General features: G+C 61.8%; 28 protein-coding genes and 1 pseudogene. 19 read left to right on the plus strand and 10 right to left on the minus strand.

Features of this window, described 5'->3' with window-relative positions; genetic code table 11:
- Positions 1-123: 123 nt before the first annotated feature.
- On the minus strand, positions 124-1,383 hold the full coding sequence (locus HGO38_RS09435) for an MFS transporter (protein ID WP_250955624.1): 1,260 nt from the start codon (positions 1,381-1,383) through the stop codon (positions 124-126).
- A gap of 187 nt (positions 1,384-1,570) precedes the next feature.
- Positions 1,571-2,437: a class A beta-lactamase gene (bla, locus tag HGO38_RS09440; protein ID WP_502941529.1), complete on the minus strand. Its 867-nt coding sequence runs from the start codon at positions 2,435-2,437 to the stop codon at positions 1,571-1,573.
- Positions 2,438-2,498: 61 nt separating this feature from the next.
- On the opposite strand from bla, the pseudogene HGO38_RS09445 reads away from it, so the two are divergent.
- Positions 2,499-2,723: pseudogene (locus tag HGO38_RS09445) on the plus strand (LysR family transcriptional regulator); the annotation flags it as partial.
- Positions 2,724-2,760: 37 nt separating this feature from the next.
- Here HGO38_RS09445 and ftsZ read toward each other — a convergent pair.
- On the minus strand, positions 2,761-3,726 hold the full coding sequence (gene ftsZ / locus HGO38_RS09450) for a cell division protein FtsZ (RefSeq protein ID WP_250955626.1): 966 nt from the start codon (positions 3,724-3,726) through the stop codon (positions 2,761-2,763).
- Between the two features lie 232 nt (positions 3,727-3,958).
- On the opposite strand from ftsZ, the gene HGO38_RS09455 reads away from it, so the two are divergent.
- The 5 genes from HGO38_RS09455 to corA all read left to right on the plus strand — a co-directional run bounded on the left by HGO38_RS09455 (position 3,959) and on the right by corA (position 8,645).
- On the plus strand, positions 3,959-4,537 hold the full coding sequence (locus HGO38_RS09455) for a helix-turn-helix domain-containing protein (protein ID WP_250955627.1): 579 nt from the start codon (positions 3,959-3,961) through the stop codon (positions 4,535-4,537).
- Positions 4,538-4,567: 30 nt separating this feature from the next.
- Complete coding sequence (locus tag HGO38_RS09460) at positions 4,568-5,086, plus strand: GNAT family N-acetyltransferase (protein WP_250955628.1); 519 nt, start codon at positions 4,568-4,570, stop codon at positions 5,084-5,086.
- Positions 5,087-5,204: 118 nt separating this feature from the next.
- Entirely contained in the window at positions 5,205-6,230 is a 1,026-nt protein-coding gene (locus HGO38_RS09465) for a histone deacetylase family protein (protein WP_250955629.1), read from the plus strand.
- A 79-nt stretch (positions 6,231-6,309) separates the two neighbouring features.
- Entirely contained in the window at positions 6,310-7,365 is a 1,056-nt protein-coding gene (locus HGO38_RS09470) for a MerR family transcriptional regulator (protein WP_250955630.1), read from the plus strand.
- A 287-nt stretch (positions 7,366-7,652) separates the two neighbouring features.
- On the plus strand, positions 7,653-8,645 hold the full coding sequence (gene corA / locus HGO38_RS09475; RefSeq protein ID WP_250955631.1) for a magnesium/cobalt transporter CorA: 993 nt from the start codon (positions 7,653-7,655) through the stop codon (positions 8,643-8,645).
- A gap of 86 nt (positions 8,646-8,731) precedes the next feature.
- Here the strand turns inward: corA and HGO38_RS09480 are convergent, their stop codons facing one another.
- Complete coding sequence (locus HGO38_RS09480) at positions 8,732-9,838, minus strand: TRAP transporter substrate-binding protein (RefSeq protein WP_250955632.1); 1,107 nt, start codon at positions 9,836-9,838, stop codon at positions 8,732-8,734.
- 158 nt (positions 9,839-9,996) lie between these two features.
- Positions 9,997-10,464, minus strand: coding sequence for a group III truncated hemoglobin (locus HGO38_RS09485; protein ID WP_250955633.1), 468 nt, complete (start codon positions 10,462-10,464; stop codon positions 9,997-9,999).
- 198 nt (positions 10,465-10,662) lie between these two features.
- Between HGO38_RS09485 and mbfA the strand changes: the two genes are divergently transcribed.
- Positions 10,663-11,646: an iron exporter MbfA gene (mbfA, locus tag HGO38_RS09490; protein WP_250955634.1), complete on the plus strand. Its 984-nt coding sequence runs from the start codon at positions 10,663-10,665 to the stop codon at positions 11,644-11,646.
- 23 nt (positions 11,647-11,669) lie between these two features.
- Here mbfA and HGO38_RS09495 read toward each other — a convergent pair whose 3' ends face one another.
- Both HGO38_RS09495 and HGO38_RS09500 read right to left on the minus strand, forming a co-directional pair.
- Complete coding sequence (locus HGO38_RS09495) at positions 11,670-12,212, minus strand: transglutaminase-like cysteine peptidase (protein WP_250955691.1); 543 nt, start codon at positions 12,210-12,212, stop codon at positions 11,670-11,672.
- Between the two features lie 184 nt (positions 12,213-12,396).
- A complete protein-coding gene (locus HGO38_RS09500) occupies positions 12,397-13,200 on the minus strand; it encodes an alpha/beta hydrolase (protein ID WP_250955635.1) in 804 nt (267 codons plus the stop codon).
- A 182-nt stretch (positions 13,201-13,382) separates the two neighbouring features.
- On the opposite strand from HGO38_RS09500, the gene infC reads away from it, so the two are divergent.
- The 11 genes from infC (at position 13,383) to HGO38_RS09550 (ending at position 21,762) form a co-directional block, all read left to right on the plus strand.
- Complete coding sequence (gene infC, locus HGO38_RS09505; RefSeq protein WP_168474028.1) at positions 13,383-13,919, plus strand: translation initiation factor IF-3; 537 nt, start codon at positions 13,383-13,385, stop codon at positions 13,917-13,919.
- Between the two features lie 226 nt (positions 13,920-14,145).
- On the plus strand, positions 14,146-14,349 hold the full coding sequence (gene rpmI / locus HGO38_RS09510) for a 50S ribosomal protein L35 (RefSeq protein ID WP_054151415.1): 204 nt from the start codon (positions 14,146-14,148) through the stop codon (positions 14,347-14,349).
- Between the two features lie 36 nt (positions 14,350-14,385).
- Entirely contained in the window at positions 14,386-14,790 is a 405-nt protein-coding gene (rplT, locus tag HGO38_RS09515; protein WP_168473903.1) for a 50S ribosomal protein L20, read from the plus strand.
- A gap of 128 nt (positions 14,791-14,918) precedes the next feature.
- Entirely contained in the window at positions 14,919-16,004 is a 1,086-nt protein-coding gene (gene pheS, locus HGO38_RS09520; protein WP_250955636.1) for a phenylalanine--tRNA ligase subunit alpha, read from the plus strand.
- A 36-nt stretch (positions 16,005-16,040) separates the two neighbouring features.
- Entirely contained in the window at positions 16,041-16,331 is a 291-nt protein-coding gene (locus HGO38_RS31125) for a BrnT family toxin (protein WP_352230467.1), read from the plus strand.
- Positions 16,273-16,590: a BrnA antitoxin family protein gene (locus HGO38_RS09525; protein WP_250955637.1), complete on the plus strand. Its 318-nt coding sequence runs from the start codon at positions 16,273-16,275 to the stop codon at positions 16,588-16,590. Before HGO38_RS31125 ends, HGO38_RS09525 begins: the two co-directional genes overlap by 59 nt.
- A 2-nt stretch (positions 16,591-16,592) precedes the next feature.
- On the plus strand, positions 16,593-16,829 hold the full coding sequence (locus tag HGO38_RS09530) for a DUF4160 domain-containing protein (protein ID WP_250955638.1): 237 nt from the start codon (positions 16,593-16,595) through the stop codon (positions 16,827-16,829).
- Positions 16,810-17,085: a DUF2442 domain-containing protein gene (locus HGO38_RS09535; protein WP_250955639.1), complete on the plus strand. Its 276-nt coding sequence runs from the start codon at positions 16,810-16,812 to the stop codon at positions 17,083-17,085. Before HGO38_RS09530 ends, HGO38_RS09535 begins: the two co-directional genes overlap by 20 nt.
- 3 nt (positions 17,086-17,088) lie before the next feature.
- Positions 17,089-17,718, plus strand: coding sequence for a 3'-5' exoribonuclease domain-containing protein (locus HGO38_RS09540; RefSeq protein ID WP_250955640.1), 630 nt, complete (start codon positions 17,089-17,091; stop codon positions 17,716-17,718).
- The gene (gene pheT / locus HGO38_RS09545; protein WP_250955641.1) at positions 17,715-20,138 is read left to right on the plus strand and encodes a phenylalanine--tRNA ligase subunit beta; all 2,424 of its coding nucleotides are present in this window, start codon (positions 17,715-17,717) and stop codon (positions 20,136-20,138) included. Before HGO38_RS09540 ends, pheT begins: the two co-directional genes overlap by 4 nt.
- Positions 20,139-20,301: 163 nt before the next feature.
- Positions 20,302-21,762 (plus strand): sensor domain-containing diguanylate cyclase, encoded by a 1,461-nt coding sequence (locus HGO38_RS09550; RefSeq protein WP_250955642.1) that lies wholly within the window; start codon positions 20,302-20,304, stop codon positions 21,760-21,762.
- An 18-nt stretch (positions 21,763-21,780) separates the two neighbouring features.
- Here HGO38_RS09550 and HGO38_RS09555 read toward each other — a convergent pair whose 3' ends face one another.
- Positions 21,781-22,782 (minus strand): aldo/keto reductase, encoded by a 1,002-nt coding sequence (locus HGO38_RS09555; protein ID WP_250955643.1) that lies wholly within the window; start codon positions 22,780-22,782, stop codon positions 21,781-21,783.
- A 132-nt stretch (positions 22,783-22,914) separates the two neighbouring features.
- Between HGO38_RS09555 and HGO38_RS09560 the strand changes: the two genes are divergently transcribed.
- The gene (locus tag HGO38_RS09560; protein WP_250955644.1) at positions 22,915-23,805 is read left to right on the plus strand and encodes a LysR family transcriptional regulator; all 891 of its coding nucleotides are present in this window, start codon (positions 22,915-22,917) and stop codon (positions 23,803-23,805) included.
- A gap of 4 nt (positions 23,806-23,809) precedes the next feature.
- On the opposite strand, the gene HGO38_RS09565 is transcribed toward HGO38_RS09560, so the two are convergent.
- Positions 23,810-24,256, minus strand: coding sequence for a GNAT family N-acetyltransferase (locus tag HGO38_RS09565; RefSeq protein WP_250955645.1), 447 nt, complete (start codon positions 24,254-24,256; stop codon positions 23,810-23,812).
- A 7-nt stretch (positions 24,257-24,263) separates the two neighbouring features.
- A complete protein-coding gene (locus HGO38_RS09570) occupies positions 24,264-25,214 on the minus strand; it encodes an aldo/keto reductase (RefSeq protein ID WP_250955646.1) in 951 nt (316 codons plus the stop codon).
- Positions 25,215-25,285: the final 71 nt, after the last annotated feature.

The raw sequence follows: 25,285 nt of genomic DNA on the forward strand, positions 1-25,285 counted from the left end.
CAAGGTGAATAGACGATTTCCCTGCCTGAGGGATAGCCAGACTATGCCAACAGCCTAAATGAACTCTTGCCCGGAACTGCGGAAGGGCGAAACACAGCGAATTTGCCGCGCGAAGCGTCGAATTCAGCGAGTGGCGTCGTCAGCCTTGTCGTCGTCCACCAAGGCGCCGGCATTCGGCACCTGAGCGCTCATCAGTTCGAAGCCCTCGCCCTGGCCGCTCGCACTTTCCGGCCGTCCGTAGAGCCGGAAGGCGACGAACCCCGCATAGGCCAGCGACACCGCCATGGCGGCATAGATGAAGGTTTGCGGTCCGAACACCGGCGTCAGCAGGGTAATGCCGAGCGGGACGAGGGTGGCCGCCGTCGACCACGCCACCAGCAGGGTCGAGGACAGCGAGACGAAATCGCCGGGTTCCGTTCGGTCATTGGCATGGGCATTGGCGATCGAATAGACCGTTTCGACCGACCCGGCAAAGATCGCAAAGACCAGCATCAACAGCGGCAACTGGCTGAACGGCACGCCCAGCGCAACGACGGAAATCGCCGCGATGATCAGGCAGGTAGCGATCAGCACGATGCGCCGGTCGATACGGTCGGACAGGGTGCCCATCGGGTACTGGATGGCGATCAGGCCGAACTGCATGACGAACATCAAAAGCGCGACGTCTTTCTGGCTGGCGCCGTCGGCGGCCGCATAGATCGGCGTAAAACCCTGAACCGCCATCGACAGTCCCCCGGCGGCGAGCACGCCCACCAGGCCGACGGGCGAATTCTTCCAGGCGAGCCGAAGGTCGATGCTGACCCTGGCCGGTGCCGGAGGTGTCGGCAGGCGTGTGAGGCCGATCGGCAGAATGGCCAGCGCGGTAAAGGCGACGGTGACCAGCGGGGCAATATTGCCGGCTGCCGGGATCTCGCCGAACAGCCAGGCGCCGAAACCCATGCCGAACACATAGGCCATGTAAAAGGTCGACATGGCCTTGCCGCGCCAGGAATTGGCAGCGGCATGGTTGAGCCAGCTCTGCGAGATGATGAAATTGGCATTGCCGGCACAGCCATAGAGGCCACGGGCCAAGACCCAGGCCAGCGGATGCACGCCGAACGCGATGATCACGGCGGCCAGAATGACCAGCGCCATCGAGCAGGCAAACAGCCGGGCATGGCCGACACGGCGGATCAGCGGTCCGGCGATGACGCAGCCGATCAGCCCGCCGAGAGCAACCGCGGTGACCGCCGCGCCGGAAATCCAGGTCGGCGCCTTCTCGGTCGCCAGCACGAAAGGCACATAGGCGAACATCATGCCGTTGCCGACCGCCACCGCCGTCATGGAGGCGACGATGCTGACGATGGAGAGCGGCGATGCCGGCTTGGACGCGGTGTCGGCCATCGGGATTGCTTTCGAAGATCTGGAGGGGGCGCCGGACGCGGCGAATCGCCTATGAAAGCGCCAGTCTATCCGATCGGGGGTGACGGAAAAGAGCCGTCAACGACCATTCCCGCGTCGCAAGTCGGGCATGCGACGCCCCGGTGGGCAGGCCTGGGGGCCGCGCCACCGGGGCTGAAAAGATGCGGCATCAGCCCTGCAGCGCCGTCACCATCGTGCGGGCAATCTCGGCCAAGGCCGCATTGCGGTCGTCCATGGATGCCTTGGTCTCGGTGATATAGACCGCGATGAAGACCGGCTTGCGCGCCGGCGGCCAGATCACGGCAATGTCGTTGGCGGTGCCGAGCCGGCCGCTGCCGGTCTTGTCGCCCACCACCCAGTCGCGTGGAAGGCCGGCCCGGAGTTTTCCCCCGCCCGTGGTATTGGCAATCATCCAGGCCGACAGTTGCTGGCGCGACTGTGGGGTCAGGACATCACCGGTGATAAGTGTCTGCAGGGTTTTGGCCATGGCAGCCGGCGTCGTGGTGTCACGCGGATCGCCGGGCTGGGCCTCGTTGAGTTCAGGTTCCCATCGATCAAGCCGGGTTGTTTCATCGCCGATCGACCGGAAAAACCGGGTCTGGCCTTCCGGTCCGCCGAGGCTTTTGAGGATCAGGTTGGCGGCAGTATTGTCGCTGAGGGTCACAGCCGCCGCGCAAAGCTCTCTCATGGTCATGAAGCCGCCAATCCGTTTTTCAGCCGCGGGCGCATGGTCGATGATGTCGTCGGCGCTGATCTTGATACGGCGGCTAAGATCCTCCTCGCCGGCGTCGACCCGGGCAAGAACCGCGGCGCTGGCAATCGCCTTGAAGGTGCTGCACATCGCAAAGCGCTCGTCGCCGCGATGGCTCCATTGCCGGCCGGTTTGCGTATCGAGGATGGCGACGCCGAGACGCGCAGTGATGCGGCGTTCGATCTGCTGCAGAGTTGCTGCCATGGGGTCTTCAGCAGCGATTGCCCCTGTGGCAAGACCGGCTGGCGCCAGGACTCCCGCTGCAAGAAGCGAGCTGGCGGCCATCGAAAAGCGCCGCCGTGTCAGGATGATGGACATGGTCAATCCCTATTCTTGATTGCGCCCGGCCAGCCTGCCGAAAGGCATCGTGTTTGATTCGACGCTGGCGCCGCCGATGATGTTTACCCGTCTGCTGTCGTCAGGCGCCGTCACGCAGCCGTTCGAACTCACCACCTCGATGGGCAGCTATTGGCTGACGCGCCTGAAATCGGCCACGCCGACACCGGCCATGCTGGCCTTTGAGACCTGGATCCTGCCGCAGGCCGATCCTTTGAATGCGGCGGTCGCTTGAGGGCCGCCGCATCCGTCTTAGAGGCAAACAGCGTTTGTCAGCGTTCGCCAAGCCCGGTGGCCACCACAGAGACCCGGAACACGCCATCGAGACGCTTGTCGAAGATCGCACCGACGACGATATCCGCATCGTCATAGACCTCGTCGCGGATACGGGCGGCGGCCTCGTCGACCTCGAACAGCGTCATGTCCATGCCGCCGGAAATCGAGATCAGCACGCCGCGCGCACCGCGCATCGAGACTTCGTCAAGCAGCGGATTGGCGATCGCCGCTTCGGCGGCCCGCATGGCCCGGCCTTCGCCGGTCGCCTCGCCGGTGCCCATCATCGCCCGGCCCATGCCCTTCATCACCGATTTGACATCGGCGAAGTCGAGATTGATCAGGCCTTCCTGAACGATCAGGTCGGTGATGCAGCTGACGCCCGAATAGAGCACCCGGTCGGCGATCACGAAAGCATCGGCAAAGGTCGTCTTGGCGTCGGCTATGCGAAACAGGTTCTGGTTGGGAATGACGATGACCGTATCGGCCGCTTCGCGAAGCCGCTCGATGCCTTCCTCGGCGGCCTTCATGCGGCGCTGGCCTTCAAAGGTGAAGGGTTTCGTCACGACGCCGACCGTCAGGATGCCGGCCTCGCGGGCCGCACGCGCGATGACAGGCGCTGCACCGGTGCCGGTGCCGCCGCCCATGCCGGCCGTCACGAAGCACATATGCGTGCCGGCCAGGTGGTCCATCACCTCATGCAGGGATTCCTCGGCGGCTGCCCGTCCGGTCTCGGGAATGGAACCGGCGCCCAGACCCTCGGTCATTTCTGCGCCGAGCTGGATGATTCGCGACGCCTTCGACATGGTCAGCGCCTGGGCATCGGTGTTCGCCGCCACGAATTCCGCACCTTCCAGGCCTTCGGCGATCATGTTGTTGACCGCATTGCCGCCGCCGCCGCCAACCCCGATCACGGTGATTTTCGGCCGCATTTCCTCGATTTTCGATCTCTTCAGTTCGTTCATGCCACTCTCCTTGGGCAATTGACGCCGGTTCCAGCCTGGGTCTTCGGGACGGCATTCTGTGAGGGAGCCGCATGCGAATCATGCCTTGCCATCTGGCACGGGAAAAAGGCCGGGAATGGGCAGAAGCGCAAGAGGGCAAATCCGGATAAATTCCCGCCACCGCACAATAGGATTTTAACGCGCCCGGCGATAGGCTCTTGACTCCATTATCGTATCCATGAATTCTATGATAATGGAAAGATCCGAAGAGCATTTCACTCGAAACATTGCAGCCCAGGTCAAGGCTCTGCGGATGGCCCGGGCCATGACGATCGAGGATCTGGCCGACCTCTCGGGCGTCAGCCGGGCGATGATCTCGCGCATCGAGCGCTCCCAGGCCAGCCCGACGGCAGCCCTGCTCGCCAGGCTGTGCTCGGCTCTCGGCCTCTCGCTATCGGCATTTTTCGAGGAAACCGAGACGACGGGTTCGCCATTGGCCAGGCGCGAAACCCAGGCGGTGTGGCGCGATCCTGAGACCGGCTATCGCCGTCGCTCCGTCTCGCCGCCCGGTACCGGCGCGCGGGTCGATGTCGTCGAGGTCGAGTTTCCGCCCGGCGCCACGGTGCGCTTTGCCGCCCAGCCTGCCAGCCGCAACCAGTGGCAGCATGTCTGGCTGTTCGAGGGCGAGATGGAGCTCGCGGTCGGCGATGAGACCTATCGGCTCACCCCCGGCGATTGCCTGCACATGAACATCGGTGAAGTCCATTCCTTCCACAATCCGACACCCATGCCCTCCCGCTATGCCGTGATCATCGATCTCGGCGGCCGGTGAGCGGTTCATTTTTGCCCCATGGAGTTCCCAATGACGACCATCCGCCTGCTCACCGAAGCCGAAACCCTGAAAGCACTGCCCGACCTCTGCGAAATCCTGTCCGATTGCGTCAACGGCGGCGCCTCGGTCGGTTTCATGGAGCCCTATCAGCCGTCGGATGCCAGACCGTTCTGGCAGGCTGTGGCGCGGGCGGTGGGGGCCGGTGATGTGCTTTTGATCGTGGCGGAGATCGAGGGCCGTGTGGTCGGCACCGTGCAGATAGGCTTTGCGGCCATGCCCAACCAGCCGCACCGCGCCGACCTGAAGAAGCTGCTGGTGCATTCGGACAATCGCGGTCTCGGCCTGGCGCGCCAGCTGATGGCGTTTGCCGAACGCGAGGCGGCCCGCAACCGCAAGACCCTGCTGGTACTCGACACCGCGACCGGCGAGCCGGCCGAAGCGATCTATGAGAAGCTCGGCTGGATCCGGGCCGGCGTCGTGCCCGACTACGCGCTGTTTCCCGACGGCCGCTTCTGCGACACGACGATCTTCTACAAGCGGATCGCCTGACCTGGGGCGTCGCGATTTTTGGTCGCCCGACCGAAATCTGGTCGTCGCAATCTTGTAAAGCCGATCGCTTCGACGCTACCTTTCCCGGATCGATATCGGCCCGGGAAAGTGAAACCTCATGCGCGTATTCTATTCCGAAGACCACAGACTCAGGGACGCCAAGACGGAGCTGCATGGCGGCCTGCTGGTCAAGCCGTTTGAAGGACCGTTCCGCGCCGAATGGATACTGGAAGCGGTTCGCAAGGCAGGCTTTGCCGATGTGGTGGCGCCCGCCGATCACGGGCTCGCCACGGCCCTGAAGATCCACGATGCCCGCTATCTGGAATTCCTGCACACCTGCTGGGAGCGCTGGGTGGCGCAGGGTTTCGAAGGCGAGGCCATTCCCACCGCCTTTGCCTATCGCCGTTCGCGCCAAAGGGTTCCCAACCATATCGACGGTGCGGTCGGCTATTATGCCAATTCCGTCGAAACCTCGATTTCCAAGGGTACCTATGAGGCCGCCCTGTCCTCGATGAACGTCGCGCTGTCGGGTGCCGACTGGCTGAACGCCGGCAACCGCTTTGCCTTCTCGCTCTGCCGCCCGCCCGGCCACCATGCCGGCGTCGACCTGTTCGGCGGCTATTGTTTCATCAACAACGCAGCCGTTGCCGCCGAGCGCCTGCTGGAGCATGGCGCTGCCAAAGTTGCCATCCTCGACGTCGATTTCCACCACGGCAATGGTACGCAGGATATCACCTACCGGCGCGATGACATCTTCTTCGCCTCGCTGCATGGCGATCCACTCGACGCCTTTCCCTACTTCCTCGGTTATGCCGACGAGACCGGCGAGGGCAGGGGCGAGGGCTGCAACGTCAACTACCCGATGCCGGCCGGCACCCCCTGGCATGTCTGGTCCGCAGCCCTTGCCGACGCGCTGGCCCGCATCAAGGCCTATGGGGCAGAGGCCATCGTCGTCTCGCTCGGCGTCGACACGTTCGAAGAGGACCCGATCAGCTTCTTCAAGCTGAAGACACCGGATTTCCGGCGCATGGGCGAGATGATTGCGGCCAGTGGCCTGCCCATCCTCACCTGCATGGAAGGCGGCTACGGCGTCCCGCAGATCGGCTTGAATGTCGCCAATGTGCTGGAGGGGCTGCAAGCATGAAAAAAAGAGACTTGACCCGGACCTAGGGGCAGCCTCGATAGAACTGGGCACCAACAACCAGCGAGGTGATTCCATGCCCATGTCCGATCAATTTCTCAATCCGGCCGATGCGGCCCGAACGCTCGGGGTGTCCGCCAAAGCCTTGCGCCTCTATGAACGGCGCGGTCTGATATCGCCCTTGCGCACCGCTGCCGGATGGCGCGTCTATGGACCTGAAGAGATGGCCCGTGCGGGTGAGATTGCCGCGTTGCGAGGCTTGGGGCTGAGCCTTGCCCAGGTGGCGCGCGTGCTGGGTGGCGAGGCGGCAAGTCTGGAAACGGCGCTTGCAAACCGCCAGGCCGCGCTGGAACTGGAAATGCGATCGATGGCGCAAACGGTGGAGCGGATCCGTGCGATCAGAGGCGATCTGGCCGAAGGAAAAGCTCCCTCCGTTGCCGAACTCAAGGGGTTGACGCGTCAGGCTGCCGAGATCGACGTCGCCTTCGACCTGCCCTGGCCCTGGGGCGGAGAGCATTTCGAATTGCGCGGGCTTCCCCGGCTCACCTACATCATCGGTCCGCTGGGAAGCGGCAAGACGAGGCTGGCTCGCGCCATTGCCACGTCCCTGGCTGATGCGTGTTTCCTCGGATTGGAGCGGCTGACAGACGGCGCGACCGAAGCGCAGTTGTGGGGCGATCCGGAGTTAGAAGCGCGCGTCGAGGACGCCAGTGCCTGGTTGGTGGAAGATGGGGCGACACTCTCTCCGGCACTGACCGCGCTGCTGGTGGCGCTGGAGGCAAAAGGACCGGGGACGCTGGTAATCGATATGGTGGAGCAGGGGCTTGATGCCGCCTCGCAGGAGGCGTTTGCTGCCTATTTGCGCCGGCGCGGCGCCAGCGGACCGCGGCTCCTGATGCTGACGCGCTCCTCCTCGATCCTCGATCTGGCGGCGCTGGGTGCCGATGAAGCGATCATTCTCTGCCCGGCCAATCACAGCCCGCCGACGCGCGTGGCACCCTATCCCGGTGCGCCCGGTTATGAAGCGGTTGCCACATGCCTTGCGTCACCCGACGTCCGGGCACGAACCGAAGGCGTTGTGGCGCGATGGACCGAGGTGGCATCCGGAGGTGGCCTGTCGCCTGCGTCCGCGCAATAAACGCAAAGCGCCTCCGCCTAGTTGGCGGGGCGTGCGATTCCGGTTCACAGATGAGGCGGACGGGCATGTCCAGCCGATCATCGGACGGGATGTGCGATACGGGAAAAAGGGCTTGACGAACGGCGACTTCCGGCTCATTCGGGCGGTGGTGGCGATCTTGGCCACCTTTTGCAAGGAACACACCAATGGACCCCGACAGTCGAAGATCGACTCAATCTTTCTGTTCGATCCGGTAAAGGACCCGTGTTCCCGCTCCGGATGGGCATTCTCCCAGAAGGAGCATCGTCATGCTGCACAAGTACTCTCGCGAGGCAGAGCGTCTCGTTCTGCGCGATCCACTCGTTTCATCCGAAAACACCATGGCACCGACTGTTCTGTGGTACGATCTTGTCAATCCGACATCACCGGAGGGCCGGTCGGTCGAAGAGGCGCTTGGCGTTTCCATTCCCACGCGCGACGAGATGGAAGAGATCGAACTTTCCTCACGGCTCTATCAGGAGGACGGCGCGGAGTTCATGACCATTACCGCGCTCACCAATCTCGACAATGGTGCGCCGCTCAAGACGCCGGTGACCTTCATCTTGAAGGGGTCGGCCCTCGTGACCATCCGCTATGCAGAGCCAAAGCCCTTTGTCGTGTTCGCCAACCGGGCCATGCGCGCCAATGGTCAGGTCTACCTGGCCGGCGAAGAGCTGATGTTTGGCATCTTGGAGGCGATCATCGACCGCATGGCGGATGTGCTGGAGCGGATCGGCAACGAAATTGACGGTATTTCGCGTGAGGTTTTTCGCGGCAAGTCGGCGTCGTCGACCAAGAAGACCAAGGATCTGCAGTCGCTGATCGAACAACTTGGTCAGAAGGGCGACTTTTTGAGCGGCGTGCGTGAAAGCCTGGTCAGCATCTCGCGCGTGGTGGCCTATCATGCCGCGCTGGAGACCCAGACGCGCAAACCGGCCAAGGAAATCCGCCAGATGGTGAAGCTCCTGCAACGGGATGCATCGTCCCTTGGCGACCATGCGACGTTTCTCTCCGGCAAGATCAATTTCCTGCTGGATGCGACGCTTGGGCTGATCAATCTGGAGCAGAACCAGATCATCAAGATCTTCACCGTGGCCTCGGTGGTCTTTCTGCCGCCCACCCTGGTAGCCTCGATCTACGGGATGAATTTCAACCTGATGCCGGAACTGCAGTGGTCGCTGGGATACCCCTGGGCGGTTGCCGTGATGATCCTCTCCGCAGCCTTGCCCTTTTACTATTTCAAACGGCGGGGCTGGCTTTGAACGACAAGCCCTGACGCCAAACGGCAGACGCCCCGGTCAGCAATGTCCGGGGCGTCTTCAGTCTGTCGATGGTGTCGTGATGCGATTTACAGTGTGCCGGCGCGCTGCTGCATCATCATGTAGGTGTCGAAGCTGTATTCGGCGACCTGTGCCCAGAGATAGGCATCCTGCTTGAAGGCCTGCTGGCTGTCGTAGATCTTCTTGAAGGCCGGGTTGCTGGCGCTGAGCTCGGCATAGGTCTCGACGGCTGCCTTGTGGCAGGCATCGAGGATGTCCGAGTTGAACGGCCGCAGTTGCGCGCCTTCGGCCACCAGCGTGCGCAGGGCACCGGCATTGGCCGCGTCATAGCGGGCGAGCATGCGGGCATTGGCCGCCGCGCAGGCATCGGTCAGCATGCGCTTGTAGTTTTCCGGCAGGGCGTTGAACTTCTCCAGATTGAAGAAAGCGTGCACCGCCGGGCCGCCTTCCCACCAGGCCGGGTAGTAGTAGTACTTGGCGACCTTGTAGAAGCCGAGCTTCAGGTCGTCATAGGGACCGACGAATTCGGTGGCGTCGATGGTGCCCTTTTCAAGCGCCGGATAGACGTCCGAGCCGGCAATCTGCTGCGGCGTCACGCCGACCTTGGCCATGACTTCGCCGGCCAGGCCCGCAATGCGCATCTTCAGGCCCTTGAGGTCGTCGATCGTGTTGATTTCCTTGCGGAACCAGCCACCCATCTGGGCGCCGGTATTGCCGGCCGGCAGGGCATGAAGATTGTAGCCGGCGAGAAATTCGTTGATCAGCTCCGTGCCGCCGCCGGCGGTGAACCAGGAATTGGTCATGCGCGCATTGAGACCGAACGGGATGGCTGTGCCGAGCGCAAAGGTCTTGTCCTTGCCGATATAGTAATAGCAGCAGGTATGGGCCATTTCGACCGTTCCGGACTCGACGGCATCGGCGGCCTGCAGCGGCGGCACGATCTCGCCGGCGGCATAGGTCTGAATGGTGAAATTGCCGCCGGAGGCCTCAGCCACGCTCTTGGCAATATCCGTCGCCGCACCAAAAATGATATCCAGGCTTTTCGGGAAAGACGAGGTCAGGCGCCAGGTGACCTTGGGGTTTTCCTGGGCGATGGCCGGGGCGGCCAATGCAACAGTGGCGGCAGCACCCAGACCGGTTGTGCCAGCTTTTTGGAAGAATGAACGACGATTCATGACTTTTACCTTGGGTTATGTCCTCTGGATACGCCTGCGGCTCCGGCGGGGTCTAACCATGGCAAAAGGCAGGATGCAACCTAAAACGCGATAACATTTCGTCGCAGCGTCGAACGCTTGGCGAAAATTGCGCACGATTCTTGTCCGCAGATGGAAAATTACGCAGGCCGGCGAGCGGGGTCGTCGAGGGCGGGGTTGTAGAACAGGGCAAGGACGAGGCTCTTGGCAATCCGCTCGGCCGAGGTCATGAACCAGGCCTTGGCCTGCGGCGTCGGGGCGATGTCGTCGAGCGTTGCGGCAAACAGCGCCAGCCATTCGATAAACAATCCTTCCTCCATACCGGCGACGCCGTGATGGGCCTGAACCGGCTTGCCGCCATAGGCGCCGCTCTTGAAGGCAATCGCCGACCAGAAACTCTTCATCTTGGCGAGATGCCCCGGCCAGCGTCCGGCAAGCCGCGCGTCGAATACCGGTCCCAGCCTCTCGTGGGCCTGGATACGGCCATAAAAGGTCTCGACAAGCCGGTCGATAAAAGCCTCGTCGACGCCGATCTGTGCCATCTCGGCTTCGGCCCGCAGGCGGATCTCCGCCAGATGGGCGGCTCGGCCGGACAGGTCTGCAGCCATGGCTTTTCTCCTTGCACTTCCGCCCCTTGTCATCGCGGCGCATTTCCTTTTGATCGACAACGGCTCATCGGTCAAATGGATGATACCGTCGAGGTTTACCAGTGCGGACATAAGCGTCACGGCGACGCAGGACATTGCGCAGCCTTGACCGGCAGCGGATGGCGACGTAAATTAGAATTATTCTAAACGGAGAATCTCATGTTCCGCCATTTCCTTCCATCTTCGAAACGACCGTTCAAGAGCCTGAGCGAACAGGAAGTGCTCGGCCTTGCAATTTCATCGGAAGAAGATGATGCGCGCATCTATCTGGCCTATGCCGATCAGTTGCGGGCGCAATATCCGCAATCGGCCAAGGTTTTCGAGGATATGGCGGAGGTCGAGCATACCCATCGCAACATGCTAATCGAGATGCATCGCCAGCGCTTCGGCGAGCGTATTCCGCTTGTGCGGCGCGAGCATGTCCGGGATTTCTACGATCGCAAGCCCGATTGGCTGCGCGCCAACCAGACGCTGGACCAGATCCGCGCCGAAGCGGAATTGATGGAGCAGGGTGCGTTCAGGTTCTATACCGAGGCCGCCCGCATGACCACCGATGCCTCGACGCGCAAGCTTCTGGGCGATCTGGCGCTGGCCGAGCAGGGCCACGAGGAAATTGCCCAGATGCTGGGCGACAAGCATACCCCGGAAGATGTCAAGGCCGAGGAGAGCGAAACGGCGCGACGGCAATTCGTGCTGACCTATGTGCAGCCCGGCCTGGCCGGATTGATGGACGGGTCGGTCTCGACACTGGCACCGATCTTTGCTGCGGCCTTTGCCACCGGCGACACCTGGCAGACCTTCCTGGTCGGCCTTTCGGCCTCTGTCGGCGCCGGCATTTCCATGGGCTTCACGGAAGCAGCTCATGATGATGGAAAACTGTCGGGTCGTGGCTCGCCGATCAAACGGGGCCTTGCCTCAGGCATCATGACCGCGCTCGGCGGCCTTGGTCATGCCCTACCTTATCTGATCCCGCATTTCTGGACGGCGACGGCGACGGCGGCCGTGGTGGTCTTCGTCGAACTCTGGGCCATCGCCTTCATCCAGAACCGCTACATGGATACGCCGTTCCTGCGCGCCGCCATGCAGGTCGTGCTGGGTGGCTCGCTGGTGCTGGCAGCCGGTATCCTGATCGGCAATGGCTGATCAGGATAGGCTGGACAACGGGATTACTTCAAGGCGCCGACCAGAACGTCGCGGCCATTTTCGATCGTGACCCAGCGGCCGCTGTCGAAGCTCGCCTGGCGCTTGAGATAAGTATACGGGGTGTCGACCCACAGCTTCAGGTCGTCAACCAGATTGTCGAGGATGAAGTCGCCCTGGGAGGTGCGCAGCGTCAGGACGGCATGGCCCTCGCCATCCGGCTTGCGAACGACGGTGATCAGCAGGTCTGCAGGCGAAAAGCCGGCTTCCATCAGCTTCTTGCGCTTCAACAGGACGAAGTCCTCGCAATCGCCGACCTCGGTCGGATAGGCCCAGACCTCTTCGCGGCCGAAGATTTCGCGGTCCGTCATCGGCATGATGGCCCGGTTGACGTCGCCGTTGATGACCTGGACCGTGGTCCAGCCATGCGGGGTCAGCCGTGGCGCCGGCTGCAGCTTGGTGCGCACGGCGCATTCGTCTTTGTAGACGCGGCAGAATTCGTAATGGCCGATAGGCTGCGACGTCACGCTGCCGGTCACCATGGCCTGTGGCCCATTCTGCGCTGACATTGCGCCCGTCTCAGGCGCAAAAAGCGCAAATCCGGCCAGCACCAAAGCCAGCACGCGTGACCTGTTCATCATGAACTCGTCCCCTATATCCTTAACAAAGAGTTAAGATCTATCGGGGACGAGAGTCAATCTTCAGCGTGCCGGGTCACCGTTCAATTGTCCGCTATGGTTAAGATGCGCCCGATCAGGCCGCAGCGAGCGCTGTGATTGCCGCCCGCATCCGTTCGATATCCTGCGGTCGCGACAGGCGGTGGTCGCCGTCGCGAATGAGGGTCAGGGTCACGTCGTCGACCGGCAGATGCTCCATCAGTTTCAAGGCGTGGGCGAAGGGCACGTCCCTGTCCACCATGCCCTGCAGGATATGCACCGGGCAGCCGGTGTCGATAATGCCGGTGAGAACACGGTTCTGTCGACCGTCCTCGATCAGCGCGCGCGTGAAGATATTGGGATCGGAACTGTATTCCGACGGCTCTTCGAAATAGCCGCGCTCGTCAAGCGAGGCCCGTTCGACTTCGGTCAGATGCGGTTCGATCAGGTCGCAGGTAAAATCGGGCGCGGGGGCGATCAGCACCAGACCGGCCACTTCGGGTCCCGTGCCGCGCCGTTTCAGTTCCTGGATAAGCCGCAGCGCCACCCAGCCGCCCATGGACGAGCCGACGAGGACGACGCGGCTGGGGCTCGCATGAACGAGCACGGCCATGGCCTCCTCCAGCCAGCGCGAAATGGTGCCGAGTCGAAATTCGCCCCCCGATACGCCATGACCGGAATAATCAAAGCGGATCGACGCACAACCAAGCTCGGCAGCGAGCGCCTCCATCTCGACGGCCTTGGTGCCGCTCATGTCGGACCGGTAACCGCCGAGCCACATCAGCGCTGGCCGCGTCTGCCCCGACATGTCCGTGCGCAGCAGCACGGCGATCTCCCGGCTTTCGGCATTTTCGCCGACGGAAAGGAAGTTCGGCGACGTTTCGGATGGATTTGCGGACATAGAACACTCCGAGAGGGGACGTTTTTTATAAAACAGATTCGTTCGAGTACGCACAGCAGGTGATTTTTTCAAATAGACATGCTATTGACTACGCCGCAGCAATAGCCACATTGCCGGAAAATTGCCTAAGTCAGGGCCGCCGACCCTTGCGGCCATTCGAAACAATTGAGGAGAATACGACCATTCGCAGACCTTTTAAAGCCGACGCCCCCACCAAGGACGGGCCGCGCTCCAACCGGGAAATCAGGATTCCCAGAGTTCAGCTTATCGATGCAGAAGGCCAGAATATCGGTGTGATCGCGACCGACGAGGCCCTGAAAATGGCCGAGGACGCGGGCCTGGATCTGGTTGAAATCTCGCCGAATGCCGAGCCGCCGGTTTGCAAGATCCTGGACCTGGGCAAGCTGAAATACGCCACCCAGAAAAAGGCTGCCGAAGCCCGCAAGAAGCAGAAGATCGTCGAAGTCAAAGAAATCAAGATGCGACCCAATATCGACACCCATGACTATGAGGTGAAGATGAAGGCGATGAACCGCTTCTTCGAAGACGGCGACAAGGTCAAGGTCACGTTGAAGTTCCGTGGTCGCGAAATGGCGCACCAGGAACTCGGCATGAAACTGCTGCTGCAGGTCAAGGAAGACACGGTAGAAATTGCCAAGGTGGAAGCCGAGCCCAAGCTCGAAGGCCGCCAGATGATGATGGTACTGGCGCCCAAGTGACGCCAGTCGGGTCTTCGCAGGACGACTTCTGTCGCCGGCGATGGGGCATTGACCCGGAACACCTGCCTTTCGAGGCAAGATTCCCGCAATACCCGTTGCGCTTTTAACCGGCTGCGGTTATAAGCGCCCGTCCGAACGGTCCGGCAGGGCATGCCGTGGCCGTTCTTTATGCTTGAAAATGGGCATTCGTCTGCCTGTTTCGATACAAGAAAAATGGAGTAGCAAAATGCCCAAGATGAAGACGAAATCGGCTGCCAAGAAGCGGTTCAAGATCACCGCGACCGGCAAAGTCCTCGCAGCCGCCGCTGGCAAGCGCCACGGCATGATCAAGCGGTCCAACAAGTTCATTCGTGACGCTCGCGGCACGATGGTTCTCGCCGAACCAGATGGCAAGAAGGTCATCAAGAACTACCTGCCCAACGGTCTCTGAGACTCGGCACATTTGGATCATTAAGGAGATCATGACATGGCACGCGTAAAACGTGGCGTAACTTCCCGCGCCAAGCACAACAAAGTATTCAAGGCAGCCAAGGGCTTCTACGGCCGCCGCAAGAACACCATCCGGGCCGCCAAGGCTGCCGTGGATCGCTCGAAGGCATTCGCCTACCGCGACCGCAAGGTCAACAAGCGCAACTTCCGCGCTCTGTGGATCCAGCGTATCAACGCGGCTGTCCGCGAGCACGGCCTGACCTATGGCCGCTTCATCGACGGCCTGAACAAGTCCGGCATCGAAGTTGACCGCAAGGTCCTGTCCGACATGGCCATCCATGAGCCGGAAGCTTTCGGCGCCCTGGTGGCTGCCTCCAAGAAGGCTCTCGTGTATCTCAAGGATGCCGGCACCGCCAACGAGTTTGAAACCGCTGTAAGGTAATCAGCGCGTCCCAAACTGAATTTGGTATTGGGAAACCCGCGCTGGGAGAACTGGCGCGGGTTTTTTCATTGCAGCGTCATGAGCCGGGCATTAGATCCGGTTGCGGAACAAGGGCAGGAAAGACGAACATGTCCGATCTGGATCAATTGAAGACGGCGCTCCTCGCCGACATTACGGCAGCCGCGGATGAAGCCGGCATCGAAGCGGTCCGCCTCGCCGCCCTCGGCAAGAAGGGTTCGGTCTCCGAACTCCTGAAGACGCTCGGCTCGATGAGCGCCGAAGAGCGCCAGACCCGCGGTGCCGCCATCAACGCCCTGAAGACCGAGATCACCGAGGTGATTACGGCGCGCAAGGCCGATCTCAAGGATGCCGCGATCACCGCGCGCCTGAAGGCCGAGACGCTGGATGTCAGCCTGCCGGTCCGCTCCTCGCCGGCCGAGCGTGGCCGCATCCATCCGATCAGCCAGATCGTCGACGAGATCACCGCCATCTTCGCCGACATGGGCTTCTCGATCGCCGAAGGTCCTGACATCGAGACCGACTACTACAATTTCACCGCGCTGAATTTCCCGGAGGGCCATCCCGCCCGCGAAATGCACGACACGTTCTTCCTCGCGCCCGACGCAAACGGCGAGCGCAAGGTGCTGCGCACCCACACCTCGCCGGTGCAGGTGCGCACTATGGAAGCGCAGAAGCCGCCGATCCGCATCGTCATTCCCGGCAAGACCTATCGCCAGGACAGTGACGCCACCCATTCGCCGATGTTCCACCAGGTCGAAGGCCTTGTCATCGACAAGACGGCCAATGTCGGCCATCTGCGCTGGATCCTGGAAGAGTTCTGCAAGGCCTTCTTCGAGGTCGACAATGTCGTGATGCGCTTCCGCCCGTCCTTCTTCCCCTTCACCGAGCCGAGCTTCGAGGTCGACATCCAGTGCGATCGCTCGTCAGGCCCGATCGTCAAGTTCGGCGAAGGCACCGACTGGATGGAAATCCTCGGCTGCGGCATGGTCCACCCGAACGTGTTGCGCGCCGGCGGCCTCGACCCCGACGAATACCAGGGCTTTGCCTGGGGCATGGGCCTCGACCGCATCGCCATGCTGAAATACGGCATGCCGGACTTGCGCGATTTCTTCAACGCCGATGTCCGCTGGATGAGCCACTACGGTTTCCGTCCGCTCGACATGCCGACACTGTTCGGAGGCCTGAGCGCCTGATTTATTTGTGGCCACAATTAAATATGTGTGGTAGAGATGGATCTGGAATGGGACGAGGAGAAAAGGCAGAGGACCCTGCGGGAGCGCGGGCTGGATTTTGCCGATGCGGTCCGGTTTGACATGGACGCTTCGTTCACCCGCATCGATGACCGTAACGACTACGGAGAAAGACGCTTCATCAGCTTGGGTCCATTGGATGGCCGGCTCCATGTTCTATGTTGGACCCAAAGGGGCGATCGGCTGCGGATTATTTCTTTGAGGAAAGCAAATGACCGAGAACAAAAAGCGTTTGCAGCATCCTTCGGACCACCTCCTGCCTCTGACTGATGCGGAGGGCGAGGTCCGCGAGATGACTGAGGAAGACTTCAGCCATTTTCGTCCGACGCGAGACGTCGTGCCTGATGGGCTGGCGGCCTGGGAAAAAGCCAGAGGCCAGCGCGGCCCGCAGAAAGCGCCGGTCAAGGAGCGTGTCGGGCTGAGGCTGAACCAGGAAGTGGTCGAGCATTTTCGCAAGACCGGTCCCGGCTGGCAGAGCCGGATCAATGATGTGCTGGCGGACTATGTGAAGGCGAGTGGGATCGAGTAGCGATGCCAACCTTGCTTGTCTGGCATGGTTACAAGTTCAGGTTCTATGCGCTCGATCGCGACGAGCCAGCGCATGTGCACGTGGTGAAGGATGGCAAGTCGCTGAAGGTCTGGCTGCAGGCGGTGGCTGTTGCGAGGAACGTTGGATACAATGATCGAGAGATCGAGCGCTTGCTGGCGGTGATTGCGGAACACCGAAACGAATGGATTGAGGCGTGGAATGACTTCTTTGGAGTTTGAAACCGAAGAGATGCGGCCCGTAAAGGCGTGGTGCACGCAAGACGAAGTGCATGTCATGCTTGCGGACGGCCGCACTATTTCCGCCCCGCTCTGGTGGTATCCGTTTCTGCGCGGTCTCGACAAGGACGCACTCAACGATATCGACCTCATGTATGAGGGCATCTGGTGGTCGCGGGTTGACGAGGGCATTTCGGTCAAGAGCATGTTCTTGGGGTTGAAGATGCCGGGTGCGCAGGCGCCGGAGAAGGCGGCTTAATCAATGACGACATCACCAGCCTTTTACTTCGTCACTGACATTGAAACAGATGGCCCCGACCCGGCACAGCATTCGATGCTGAGTTTCGCAACCGTTGTGCTGCGAGACGACGGTGCTCTTTGTGGTGAGTTTGAGGGTGTTCTGAAGCCGAGACCTGATCGGGTTGCAGATGAACGGACCATGAAATGGTGGTCTGGTCAGCCAGAGGCCTGGTCTGCCGCCACTACCAATCCGCAAGAACCTGAAATCGTGATGAGCCGATATGCGGACTGGGTTGAGGCCTATTCCGGCATTAGGGCTTTCGCCGCTCGGCCGCTTATGTTCGATGGCGTCTGGATCGATACCTACCTGCGCGCCTTTGCAGGCTGTTTTGTGCTGGATGTCGGCTACTGGGGACGATGCATTTTCAATGCAAGTCCGCTTGATATAGGCACCTACACATCTGGTGTTTTCGGTAGAACAAGTCCGCATGATGCCGGTGTTAATGTGCCGGCGGATTGGCTTGGTCACCAACCACACACGCATCGGGCCATAGATGATGCGCGCGGCTATGCATTCCTTCTGGCAAAACTCTTCGAGGTTGCTCGGAGCCTGCCGGAAAACCCAGTTGATTTTACAAGGGTAAAAAAATGAAATTCACACTCTCCTGGCTCAAGGATCACCTTGATACCGACGCCACGCTCGACGAGATCTGCATGCGGCTGACCGCGATCGGCCTTGAGGTCGAGCATGTCGATGACAAGGCGGCCTATAAGCCTTTCGTGATCGCCAAGGTGCTCTCCGCCGAAAAGCATCCGGAGGCGGATCGCCTCAAGGTTCTGATGGTCGATGCCGGTGACGGCAAGCCGGTGCAGATCGTCTGCGGCGCGCCCAATGCCCGTGCCGGTCTGGTCGGGGCGCTTGCCCGTCCGGGCACCTATGTGCCGGGCATCGACGTGACGCTCGCGGTCGGCAAGATCCGCGGTGTCGAAAGCCATGGCATGATGTGCTCGGAAAAAGAGCTCGACATGTCGGACAATCACGACGGCATCATCGACCTGCCCGCCGATGCGCCGGTCGGCACGAGCTTCGCGTCCTATGCCGGCCTTGACGATCCCGTCATCGAGATCAACCTGACGCCCAATCGCCCGGACTGCACCTCGATCTACGGCATCGCCCGCGATCTGGCCGCCTCCGGCCTAGGCCGGTTGAAAGTCGCGAAGGCGCCGTCCTTCAAGGTCGAAGGCGATACGTCGGTCACGGTCAAGATCGTGCTGGACGACGAAAAGCTCTGCCCGGGCTTTGCCTATCGCCTGGTGCGCGGCGTCAAGAACGGTCCGAGCCCGAAATGGATGCAGGCTCGGCTGCTCGCCATCGGCCTTCGGCCGATTTCGGCGCTGGTCGACGTCACCAATTACATGACCTTCGACCAGGGCCGGCCGATGCATGTCTTCGACGCCAACAAGGTCAAGGGCGATCTGGTGGTGCGGCGCGCGCAGGACGGCGAGACCATTCTGGCGCTCGACAGCCGCACCTACACGCTGAACCCGGCCAATGTCGTCATTGCCGACGATAACGGCGTGGAATCGATCGGCGGCATCATGGGCGGCGAGCATTCCGGCTGTGACGAGACCACCACCGACGTGCTGATCGAATCCGCACTCTGGGATCCGATCAACATCGCCAAGACGGGCCGCAGCCACGGCATTATCACCGATGCGCGCTATCGCTTCGAGCGCGGTGTCGATCCGGAATATATGATGCCGGGCCTGGAGCGCACCACCGAGCTGGTGCTGGAGATGTGCGGCGGCACGGCGGCGGAAGCGAAAGTCGTCGGCTACGAAGGCTATGAGCCGAAGGTCGTCGACTTCCCCTTTTCAGAAGTCAAGCGCCTGACCGGCCTGACCGTTTCCAACGAGGAGAGCCGTCAGATCCTGACCGGCCTCGGCTTCGGTGTCAGCGGCGACGGGGAACGCGTCTCGGTCTCGGTGCCGTCCTGGCGCCCGGATGTGGACGGCAAGGCCGACCTGGTGGAAGAGGTCATGCGCATTCACGGCGTTGACCATATCAAGCCGGAACCGCTGGCCGCCATGGGCACGGTCAATGGCAAGATCCTGACGACGCTGCAGATCCGCACGCGCAGCGCCAAGCGAGCGCTCGCCAGCCGCGGCATGCTGGAAGCTGTCACCTGGTCCTTTATTTCTGAGCCGCATGCAAAACTGTTCGGCGGCGGCAAGCCCGAGCTGAAGCTCGCCAATCCGATTGCCGCCGATATGTCCGACATGCGTCCGTCGCTGCTGCCCGGCCTGCTGACGGCCGCCCAGCGCAATGCCGACCGCGGCTTTGGCGATGTGGCGATCTTCGAAGTGTCCGGCACCTATGAGAGCGACAGGCCGGAAGGCCAGCGTCGCGTTGCCGGCGGCATCCGCCGTGGCACGGCCTCGATCAACGGTGCCGGCCGCCTGTGGTCCAATGCCACCAAGGGCGGCGGCAAGCCGGTCGATGTCTATGACGCCAAGGCCGATGCGCTGGCCGTTCTCGAAGCCTGCGGACTGCCGATGGCCAATGTGCAGGTCGAACAGGGCGGGCCTGCCTGGTATCACCCCGGCCGCTCCGGCACGATCAAGATGGGTCCGAAGGTCGTGCTTGGCACGTTCGGTGAATTCCATCCGAAAACCCTCGAAACGCTGGATGTGAGCGGTGTGCTGTGCGGCTTCGAGATCTATCTCGATGCGATGCAGGAGCCGAAGAAGAAGGCAACCCGCACCAAGCCGGCGCTGGAGCTTTCGCCGTTCCAGATGGTCAAGCGCGATTTCGCCTTCGTCGTCGACAAGACGGTCGAGGCAGGCAGCCTCATCAAGGCGGCCACCACCGCCGACCGCAAGCTGGTGACCGGCGTCAACGTCTTCGACATTTTCGAAGGCCCCTCCGTCGGCGAAGGCAAGAAATCGGTGGCGATCGAGGTGCTGATCCAGCCCGCCGACAAGACGCTGACCGACGAGGATTTCGACATTCTGACCAAGAAGATCGTCGGCAATGTCGAAAAGTCCACGGGCGGCAGTCTGCGCGCCTGACCGGAGAAAACACGACGAGAGCGGCACAAGCGCCGCTCTCGTTTGGCCCAAATTGCGACGATCGCCGGTCAACAGAGATTTAATCAATAGTGAATAGGCTGCGCCGACATCCCGATGGCCAAAAGCTTTTCAACTCGATTTTTCTCAGGCGGGCGATATTTTCATGATCGGTTCTGTGGACGCGAACATTTTCGAACTCGCACCAATTGCGATGTGGATCGAGGACTTCAGCGGCGTCAAAGCCCAGTTCGAGGCCTGGCGTGCCGACGGTGTGATCGATATCCGCACCTTCCTGAAGCAGGATTTGACCCGCGTCGCCCAGTGCTCCTCGAAAATCCGCATTCTCCAGGTCAATCGGCGGACGCTGGACCTGTTCGAGGCGTCCGATCTCGATCACCTGACCGGCAACCTGGGCCGGATTTTCCGCGATGACATGCTGGAAACCCACATCAACGAGTTGGCGGCGCTGTGGGACGGCAAGACGGAATTTGCCGGTACGGCCGTGAATTATACCCTGTCGGGTCGCAGGCTCGACATCCAGCTGCGCGGCTCCGTCCTGCCCGGTTATGAACAGACATTGGCACAATTGCTGATCACCACCGAGGACGTTACGGCCCGGGAAGATGCCAGGCGCGCCGAGCTGGAAAACCGGCGCTACGCAGAAGGCGTTTTCATGCATTCGCCGATCTCGCTGTGGATTGAGGATTTCAGCGGAATTCACGCGCTTCTCGATGATGTCCGCTCGCGCGGCATCGTCGACTTCCGCGTGTTCACCGACGTGCATCCCGAATTTGTCCGGCAGTGCATGTCGGAAATCAGGGTGCTCGATGTCAACCAGGCGACGCTCGACCTGTTTTGCGCACCCGATCGCCAGACGCTGCTGCTCCGCCAGGGCGAGGTCTTCCGCGACGAGATGGAAAAGCCGTTCCGCGAGCAGTTGAACGACCTCTGGGAAAACCGCCTCTATCACAGCCGCGAGGTGGTGAATTACGCGCTCGACGGCAGCGTGCGGCATATCCTGCTCAACTTCGCGGTCTTCCCCGGCCACGAACACGATTGGTCACGGGTCCAGGTGTCGCTGACTGATATCACCGCCCGCAAGAAGGCCGAGGCCTATCTCGAATATCTCGGCAAGCACGATATCCTGACCAAGCTCCACAACCGCGCCTTCTTTACCGATGAGCTCAACCGGCTGGAGCGCAAGTCGCTGCGACCGGTTTCGGCCATCGTCATCGACTTGAATGGTCTGAAAGAGGCCAACGACCAGCGCGGCCACGATGCCGGCGATGCGCTTCTTCGGCGCTTCGGCGAAGTGCTCAACAGCGTCGTCAAGGCGCCCCACCATGCGACGCGCATCGGTGGCGACGAGTTCGCGGTTCTGATGCCCGGCGCGGACCGGCAGGCCGCGCAAGGCATGGTTGATACCATCAACGAGATCCTGAAGATCAACAACCAGTTCTATTCCGATGCCCTTCTCAGCGTCTCGATCGGTATGGCCACAAGCGAGCCGGGCGAGAGCATGGAAGCTTTAATGAAGCGCGCCGACGACCTGATGTACGAAAACAAGCGCTCGCATTATGCCAGCAAACACATTGCCCTGGAGGCACGGCGCGCCAAAGGCTGAGGTCGGATCAGCCTGGTATCAGCGCTCCGCCATTTTCGCCATGCGTTCCGGATAGCGCGCCCCCGCCACCTTGGCCGGCGACAACAGATCGCCGAGCGCCTGGACTTCCTCCGCCGACAGCACGATATCGGCGGCGGCGACGTTCTTTTCCAGATTGGCGATTTTGGTGGTGCCGGGGATCGGCACGATGAAGTCGCCCTGGGCCAGCACCCAGGCCAGCGCCAGTTGACCCGGCGTGACGCCCTTGTCGGCTGCCATCTGTTCCAGAGCGGTGATCAGCGCCAGGTTAGCGTCGAAATTCTCGGCCTGAAAACGCGGCAGCGAGCGGCGGAAGTCGTTGTCGGCCATGCCGTCGAGCGTCTTCAGGGCGCCGGTCAGCACGCCGCGGCCAAGCGGCGAAAAGGGCACGAAGCCGATGCCGAGTTCGCGGCAGGTCGCAAGCACGCCGTTTTCTTCCGGATCGCGGGTCCACAGCGAATATTCGCTCTGGATGGCGGCAATCGGATGCACTGCATGGGCGCGCCGAAGCGTTGCGGCACTGGCCTCCGAAAGGCCGATCGCCCGCACCTTGCCCTGGCGCACCAGATCGGCCATGGCACCGACCGTGTCCTCGATCGGCACGGCGGGATCGACGCGGTGCTGGTAGAACAGATCGATAACCTCGATGCCAAGCCGCTTCAGCGAAGCCTCTGCCACTTCTAGCACATGTTCGGGGCGTGAATCCGTGCCGGCGCCGCTGGCATCATTCGGGTTGGCCGCATTGATTCGGAAGCCGAACTTGGTGGCGATCTGCACCTTGTCGCGATAGGCCTTCAAACCCTTGCCGACCAGGATCTCGTTGGTGAAGGGTCCGTAGATTTCGGCGGTGTCGAACAGGGTAACGCCAAGCTCGACGGCACGGGCGAGCGTCGCCAGTGAGCTGGCCTCGTCACCGGTCGGCGTATAGCCGTGGCTCATGCCCATGCAGCCAAGGCCAAGGGCGGAAACGGTGAGTTCTGAACCGAGTTTGCGTGTCTTCATGAAATCATACCTCTCATTATCGATCGCCACTTGCCACTATTGATAGGCCGCGGCGATGAGGGCAAGATAGCGCGGCAGGAGTTCGTCGATAATAGGTGCAACCGGTCTTGGCTTGTTCTATCAGATAGAACAATGAACCGGATTCAACTTTCGCAGCTCGCCGTTCTGGCCGCCGTTGCCGAGGGCCGCAGCTTTCGCAAGGCCGCCGAGGAACTGGGCATAGCCCCGTCCGCCGTCAGCCATGCCGTGACCTCGCTGGAGACCAGCCTCGGCGTGCGGCTGCTGGCCCGCACCACGCGCAGCGTCGCGCCGACCGAGGAAGGCCGGCGCCTGCTCGATGCCCTGTCGCCGGCGCTCGCCGATATCGACGATGCACTGGCAGCCCTTGCCGAAAGCCGGGATCATCCGGCCGGCGCCTTGCGGATTACTCTGCCAAGGCTCGCCGTCGAGCATCTGATCGCACCAAGGCTCGGCGATTTTCTCACTCTCTATCCGGACATCGAGCTGGAATTGGTCGCCAACGACAGCTTCGACGATATCGTCGCGCAGGGCTTCGATGCCGGTCTGCGGCTGGGCGAGCACCTGGAGGCCGACATGATTGCGGTCAAGGCGAGCGGTCCCTGGCGCGGCGCGGTGGTGGCCGCACCCGGCTATTTCGAGCAACGCCCGCGCCCCGTCCATCCGCGCGAACTGATCGGTCACCGTTGCATTCGCCGGCGCTTTTCAAGCGGCCGGATCTACCGCTGGGAATTCGAGAAGGACGGCAAGGCGCTGGTGGTCGATGTCGGCGGGCCGCTGGTGCTGTCCGACGATCGGCTGATCCTGGCAGCCACCCTGAACGGCGCCGGCCTCGCCTATCTGTTCGATCAGCGGATCGCAGACGAGCTGGAGACCGGACGCCTGGTTCGGGTGCTAGACGACTGGTGCGCACCCTTCGACGGCTTCCATATCTACTACCCGTCACGCCGCCAGATGCGCCCGGCACTGCGGGCCTTTGTGGATTTCTTCCGTTATCGGGGCTGATCCGTCAGGCGAGTGCCACCCGATAGCGCACATATCCGTCAGCCGGCGTGTAGCGGTCGTAGAGTTTGCGGGCGGTGGCATTGTCGTGGTTGGTGTGCCAGTAGAGCCGTGTCCAGCCTTTTGCCTTGCCAAGCGCGATGAGGTCGTCGATCAACGCCCGGCCGACGCCCTGGCCGCGGAAGCGCGCGTCGAGATAGAGGTCTTCCAGATAGCAGTCCGGCGTGATCTCCCAGGTGGAATCGTGCCAGTGGTGGATGGCAAAGCCGGCCATCTCGCCATCGACAAAGGCCAGCCGCATGGCGACGCGCGACTGCGGGTCGAGAATGCGCGACCAGGTATGGGCGGTAATATGCTCGGCCAGATCCACCTTGTAGAAGGCGAGATAACCGGCCCAGAGGTGACGCCAGTCGGCCTCGTCGCCGGGCAGGGGGTCGCGAATGTCCAGGGTCATGCTATCCTCACGCTCCGGCTTCATTGAGAAGCGTCATGGCCTGCGGCGACAGTTCCAGCGTTCCCGCCTTGATCATCGCGTCGAGTTGGCCAAGGCTGGTGGCGCTGGCAATCGGTGCGGTGATGCCGGGGCGGGCGGCCACCCAGGCGATGGCAACGGCGGCAGGCGTCGTGCCGGTCTCGGCGGCAATCAGATCGAGGGCGGCGAGGATGCGGCGGCCCTTGTCGTTCAGGTAGTCGCCGACCCGGTAACCGCGCGCCTTGCCCTCGGCATCGCCAATCTCGCGGTATTTGCCGGTCAGGAAGCCGGCCGCCAGGGCGTAATAGCTGATCACGCCGATCTCTTCCTTTATGCACAGGTCGCGCAGCGGGCCTTCGAATGTGCCGCGGGTGTAAAGATTGTATTCCGGCTGAATGACATCGTAGCGCGGCAGGCCGGCATGGGCGGCGGCGGTCAAACTGTCGGCTAAAAGGTCGGCCCCGTAGTTGGAGCAGCCGACGGCGCGCACCTTGCCCTGTTCTTTGAGCTTGGCAAAGGCGGCCAGCGTGTCCTCATGCGGCGTATTCGGGTCGGGCTTGTGAGCCAGGTAAAGGTCGATATAGTCGGTCTGCAGGCGGCGCAGCGACGCTTCGACCGCCGTGGCGACCCAGTCCTTGCCAAGCCCGGTCACCTTGCCTCTGTTGTCGAAGCCGACCTTGGTGACGATCACCGCCTTGTCGCGCGCCACCGAACCCTGCTTCAGCCATTTGCCGATGATCGTTTCGCTTTCGCCGCCTTCATGGCCGTCGACCCAGGCCGAATAGACGTCTGCCGTATCGATGGCGTTGTAGCCGGCATCGAAAAACGCGTCGAGCAACGCAAACGAGGTCTTCTCGTCGGCGGTCCAGCCGAACACATTGCCGCCGAACACGACAGGCGAAATGGAAAGGCCGGTCCGGCCAAGGGCGCGCATCTGCATGGGATTGTTTCCTTTTTGCAATGCCTGTCACGGGACGATTGATGGCCGACCCTAGCAATCCGTTTCGTGAT

The sequence above is a fragment of the Rhizobium sp. CG5 genome (assembly GCF_023701945.1).
Lineage (GTDB): Bacteria > Pseudomonadota > Alphaproteobacteria > Rhizobiales > Rhizobiaceae > Allorhizobium.

Coding starts and splice junctions, on each gene's coding strand:
- HGO38_RS09435 (WP_250955624.1), bottom strand. CDS start 1,383: ATGGCCGACACCGCGTCCAAGCCGGCATCGCCGCTCTCCATCGTCAGC.
- bla (WP_502941529.1), bottom strand. CDS start 2,437: ATGGCCGCCAGCTCGCTTCTTGCAGCGGGAGTCCTGGCGCCAGCCGGT.
- ftsZ (WP_250955626.1), bottom strand. CDS start 3,726: ATGAACGAACTGAAGAGATCGAAAATCGAGGAAATGCGGCCGAAAATC.
- HGO38_RS09455 (WP_250955627.1), top strand. CDS start 3,959: ATGGAAAGATCCGAAGAGCATTTCACTCGAAACATTGCAGCCCAGGTC.
- HGO38_RS09460 (WP_250955628.1), top strand. CDS start 4,568: ATGACGACCATCCGCCTGCTCACCGAAGCCGAAACCCTGAAAGCACTG.
- HGO38_RS09465 (WP_250955629.1), top strand. CDS start 5,205: ATGCGCGTATTCTATTCCGAAGACCACAGACTCAGGGACGCCAAGACG.
- HGO38_RS09470 (WP_250955630.1), top strand. CDS start 6,310: ATGTCCGATCAATTTCTCAATCCGGCCGATGCGGCCCGAACGCTCGGG.
- corA (WP_250955631.1), top strand. CDS start 7,653: ATGCTGCACAAGTACTCTCGCGAGGCAGAGCGTCTCGTTCTGCGCGAT.
- HGO38_RS09480 (WP_250955632.1), bottom strand. CDS start 9,838: ATGAATCGTCGTTCATTCTTCCAAAAAGCTGGCACAACCGGTCTGGGT.
- HGO38_RS09485 (WP_250955633.1), bottom strand. CDS start 10,464: ATGGCTGCAGACCTGTCCGGCCGAGCCGCCCATCTGGCGGAGATCCGC.
- mbfA (WP_250955634.1), top strand. CDS start 10,663: ATGTTCCGCCATTTCCTTCCATCTTCGAAACGACCGTTCAAGAGCCTG.
- HGO38_RS09495 (WP_250955691.1), bottom strand. CDS start 12,212: ATGTCAGCGCAGAATGGGCCACAGGCCATGGTGACCGGCAGCGTGACG.
- HGO38_RS09500 (WP_250955635.1), bottom strand. CDS start 13,200: ATGTCCGCAAATCCATCCGAAACGTCGCCGAACTTCCTTTCCGTCGGC.
- rpmI (WP_054151415.1), top strand. CDS start 14,146: ATGCCCAAGATGAAGACGAAATCGGCTGCCAAGAAGCGGTTCAAGATC.
- rplT (WP_168473903.1), top strand. CDS start 14,386: ATGGCACGCGTAAAACGTGGCGTAACTTCCCGCGCCAAGCACAACAAA.
- pheS (WP_250955636.1), top strand. CDS start 14,919: ATGTCCGATCTGGATCAATTGAAGACGGCGCTCCTCGCCGACATTACG.
- HGO38_RS31125 (WP_352230467.1), top strand. CDS start 16,041: ATGGATCTGGAATGGGACGAGGAGAAAAGGCAGAGGACCCTGCGGGAG.
- HGO38_RS09525 (WP_250955637.1), top strand. CDS start 16,273: ATGACCGAGAACAAAAAGCGTTTGCAGCATCCTTCGGACCACCTCCTG.
- HGO38_RS09530 (WP_250955638.1), top strand. CDS start 16,593: ATGCCAACCTTGCTTGTCTGGCATGGTTACAAGTTCAGGTTCTATGCG.
- HGO38_RS09535 (WP_250955639.1), top strand. CDS start 16,810: ATGACTTCTTTGGAGTTTGAAACCGAAGAGATGCGGCCCGTAAAGGCG.
- HGO38_RS09540 (WP_250955640.1), top strand. CDS start 17,089: ATGACGACATCACCAGCCTTTTACTTCGTCACTGACATTGAAACAGAT.
- pheT (WP_250955641.1), top strand. CDS start 17,715: ATGAAATTCACACTCTCCTGGCTCAAGGATCACCTTGATACCGACGCC.
- HGO38_RS09550 (WP_250955642.1), top strand. CDS start 20,302: ATGATCGGTTCTGTGGACGCGAACATTTTCGAACTCGCACCAATTGCG.
- HGO38_RS09555 (WP_250955643.1), bottom strand. CDS start 22,782: ATGAAGACACGCAAACTCGGTTCAGAACTCACCGTTTCCGCCCTTGGC.
- HGO38_RS09560 (WP_250955644.1), top strand. CDS start 22,915: ATGAACCGGATTCAACTTTCGCAGCTCGCCGTTCTGGCCGCCGTTGCC.
- HGO38_RS09565 (WP_250955645.1), bottom strand. CDS start 24,256: ATGACCCTGGACATTCGCGACCCCCTGCCCGGCGACGAGGCCGACTGG.
- HGO38_RS09570 (WP_250955646.1), bottom strand. CDS start 25,214: ATGCAGATGCGCGCCCTTGGCCGGACCGGCCTTTCCATTTCGCCTGTC.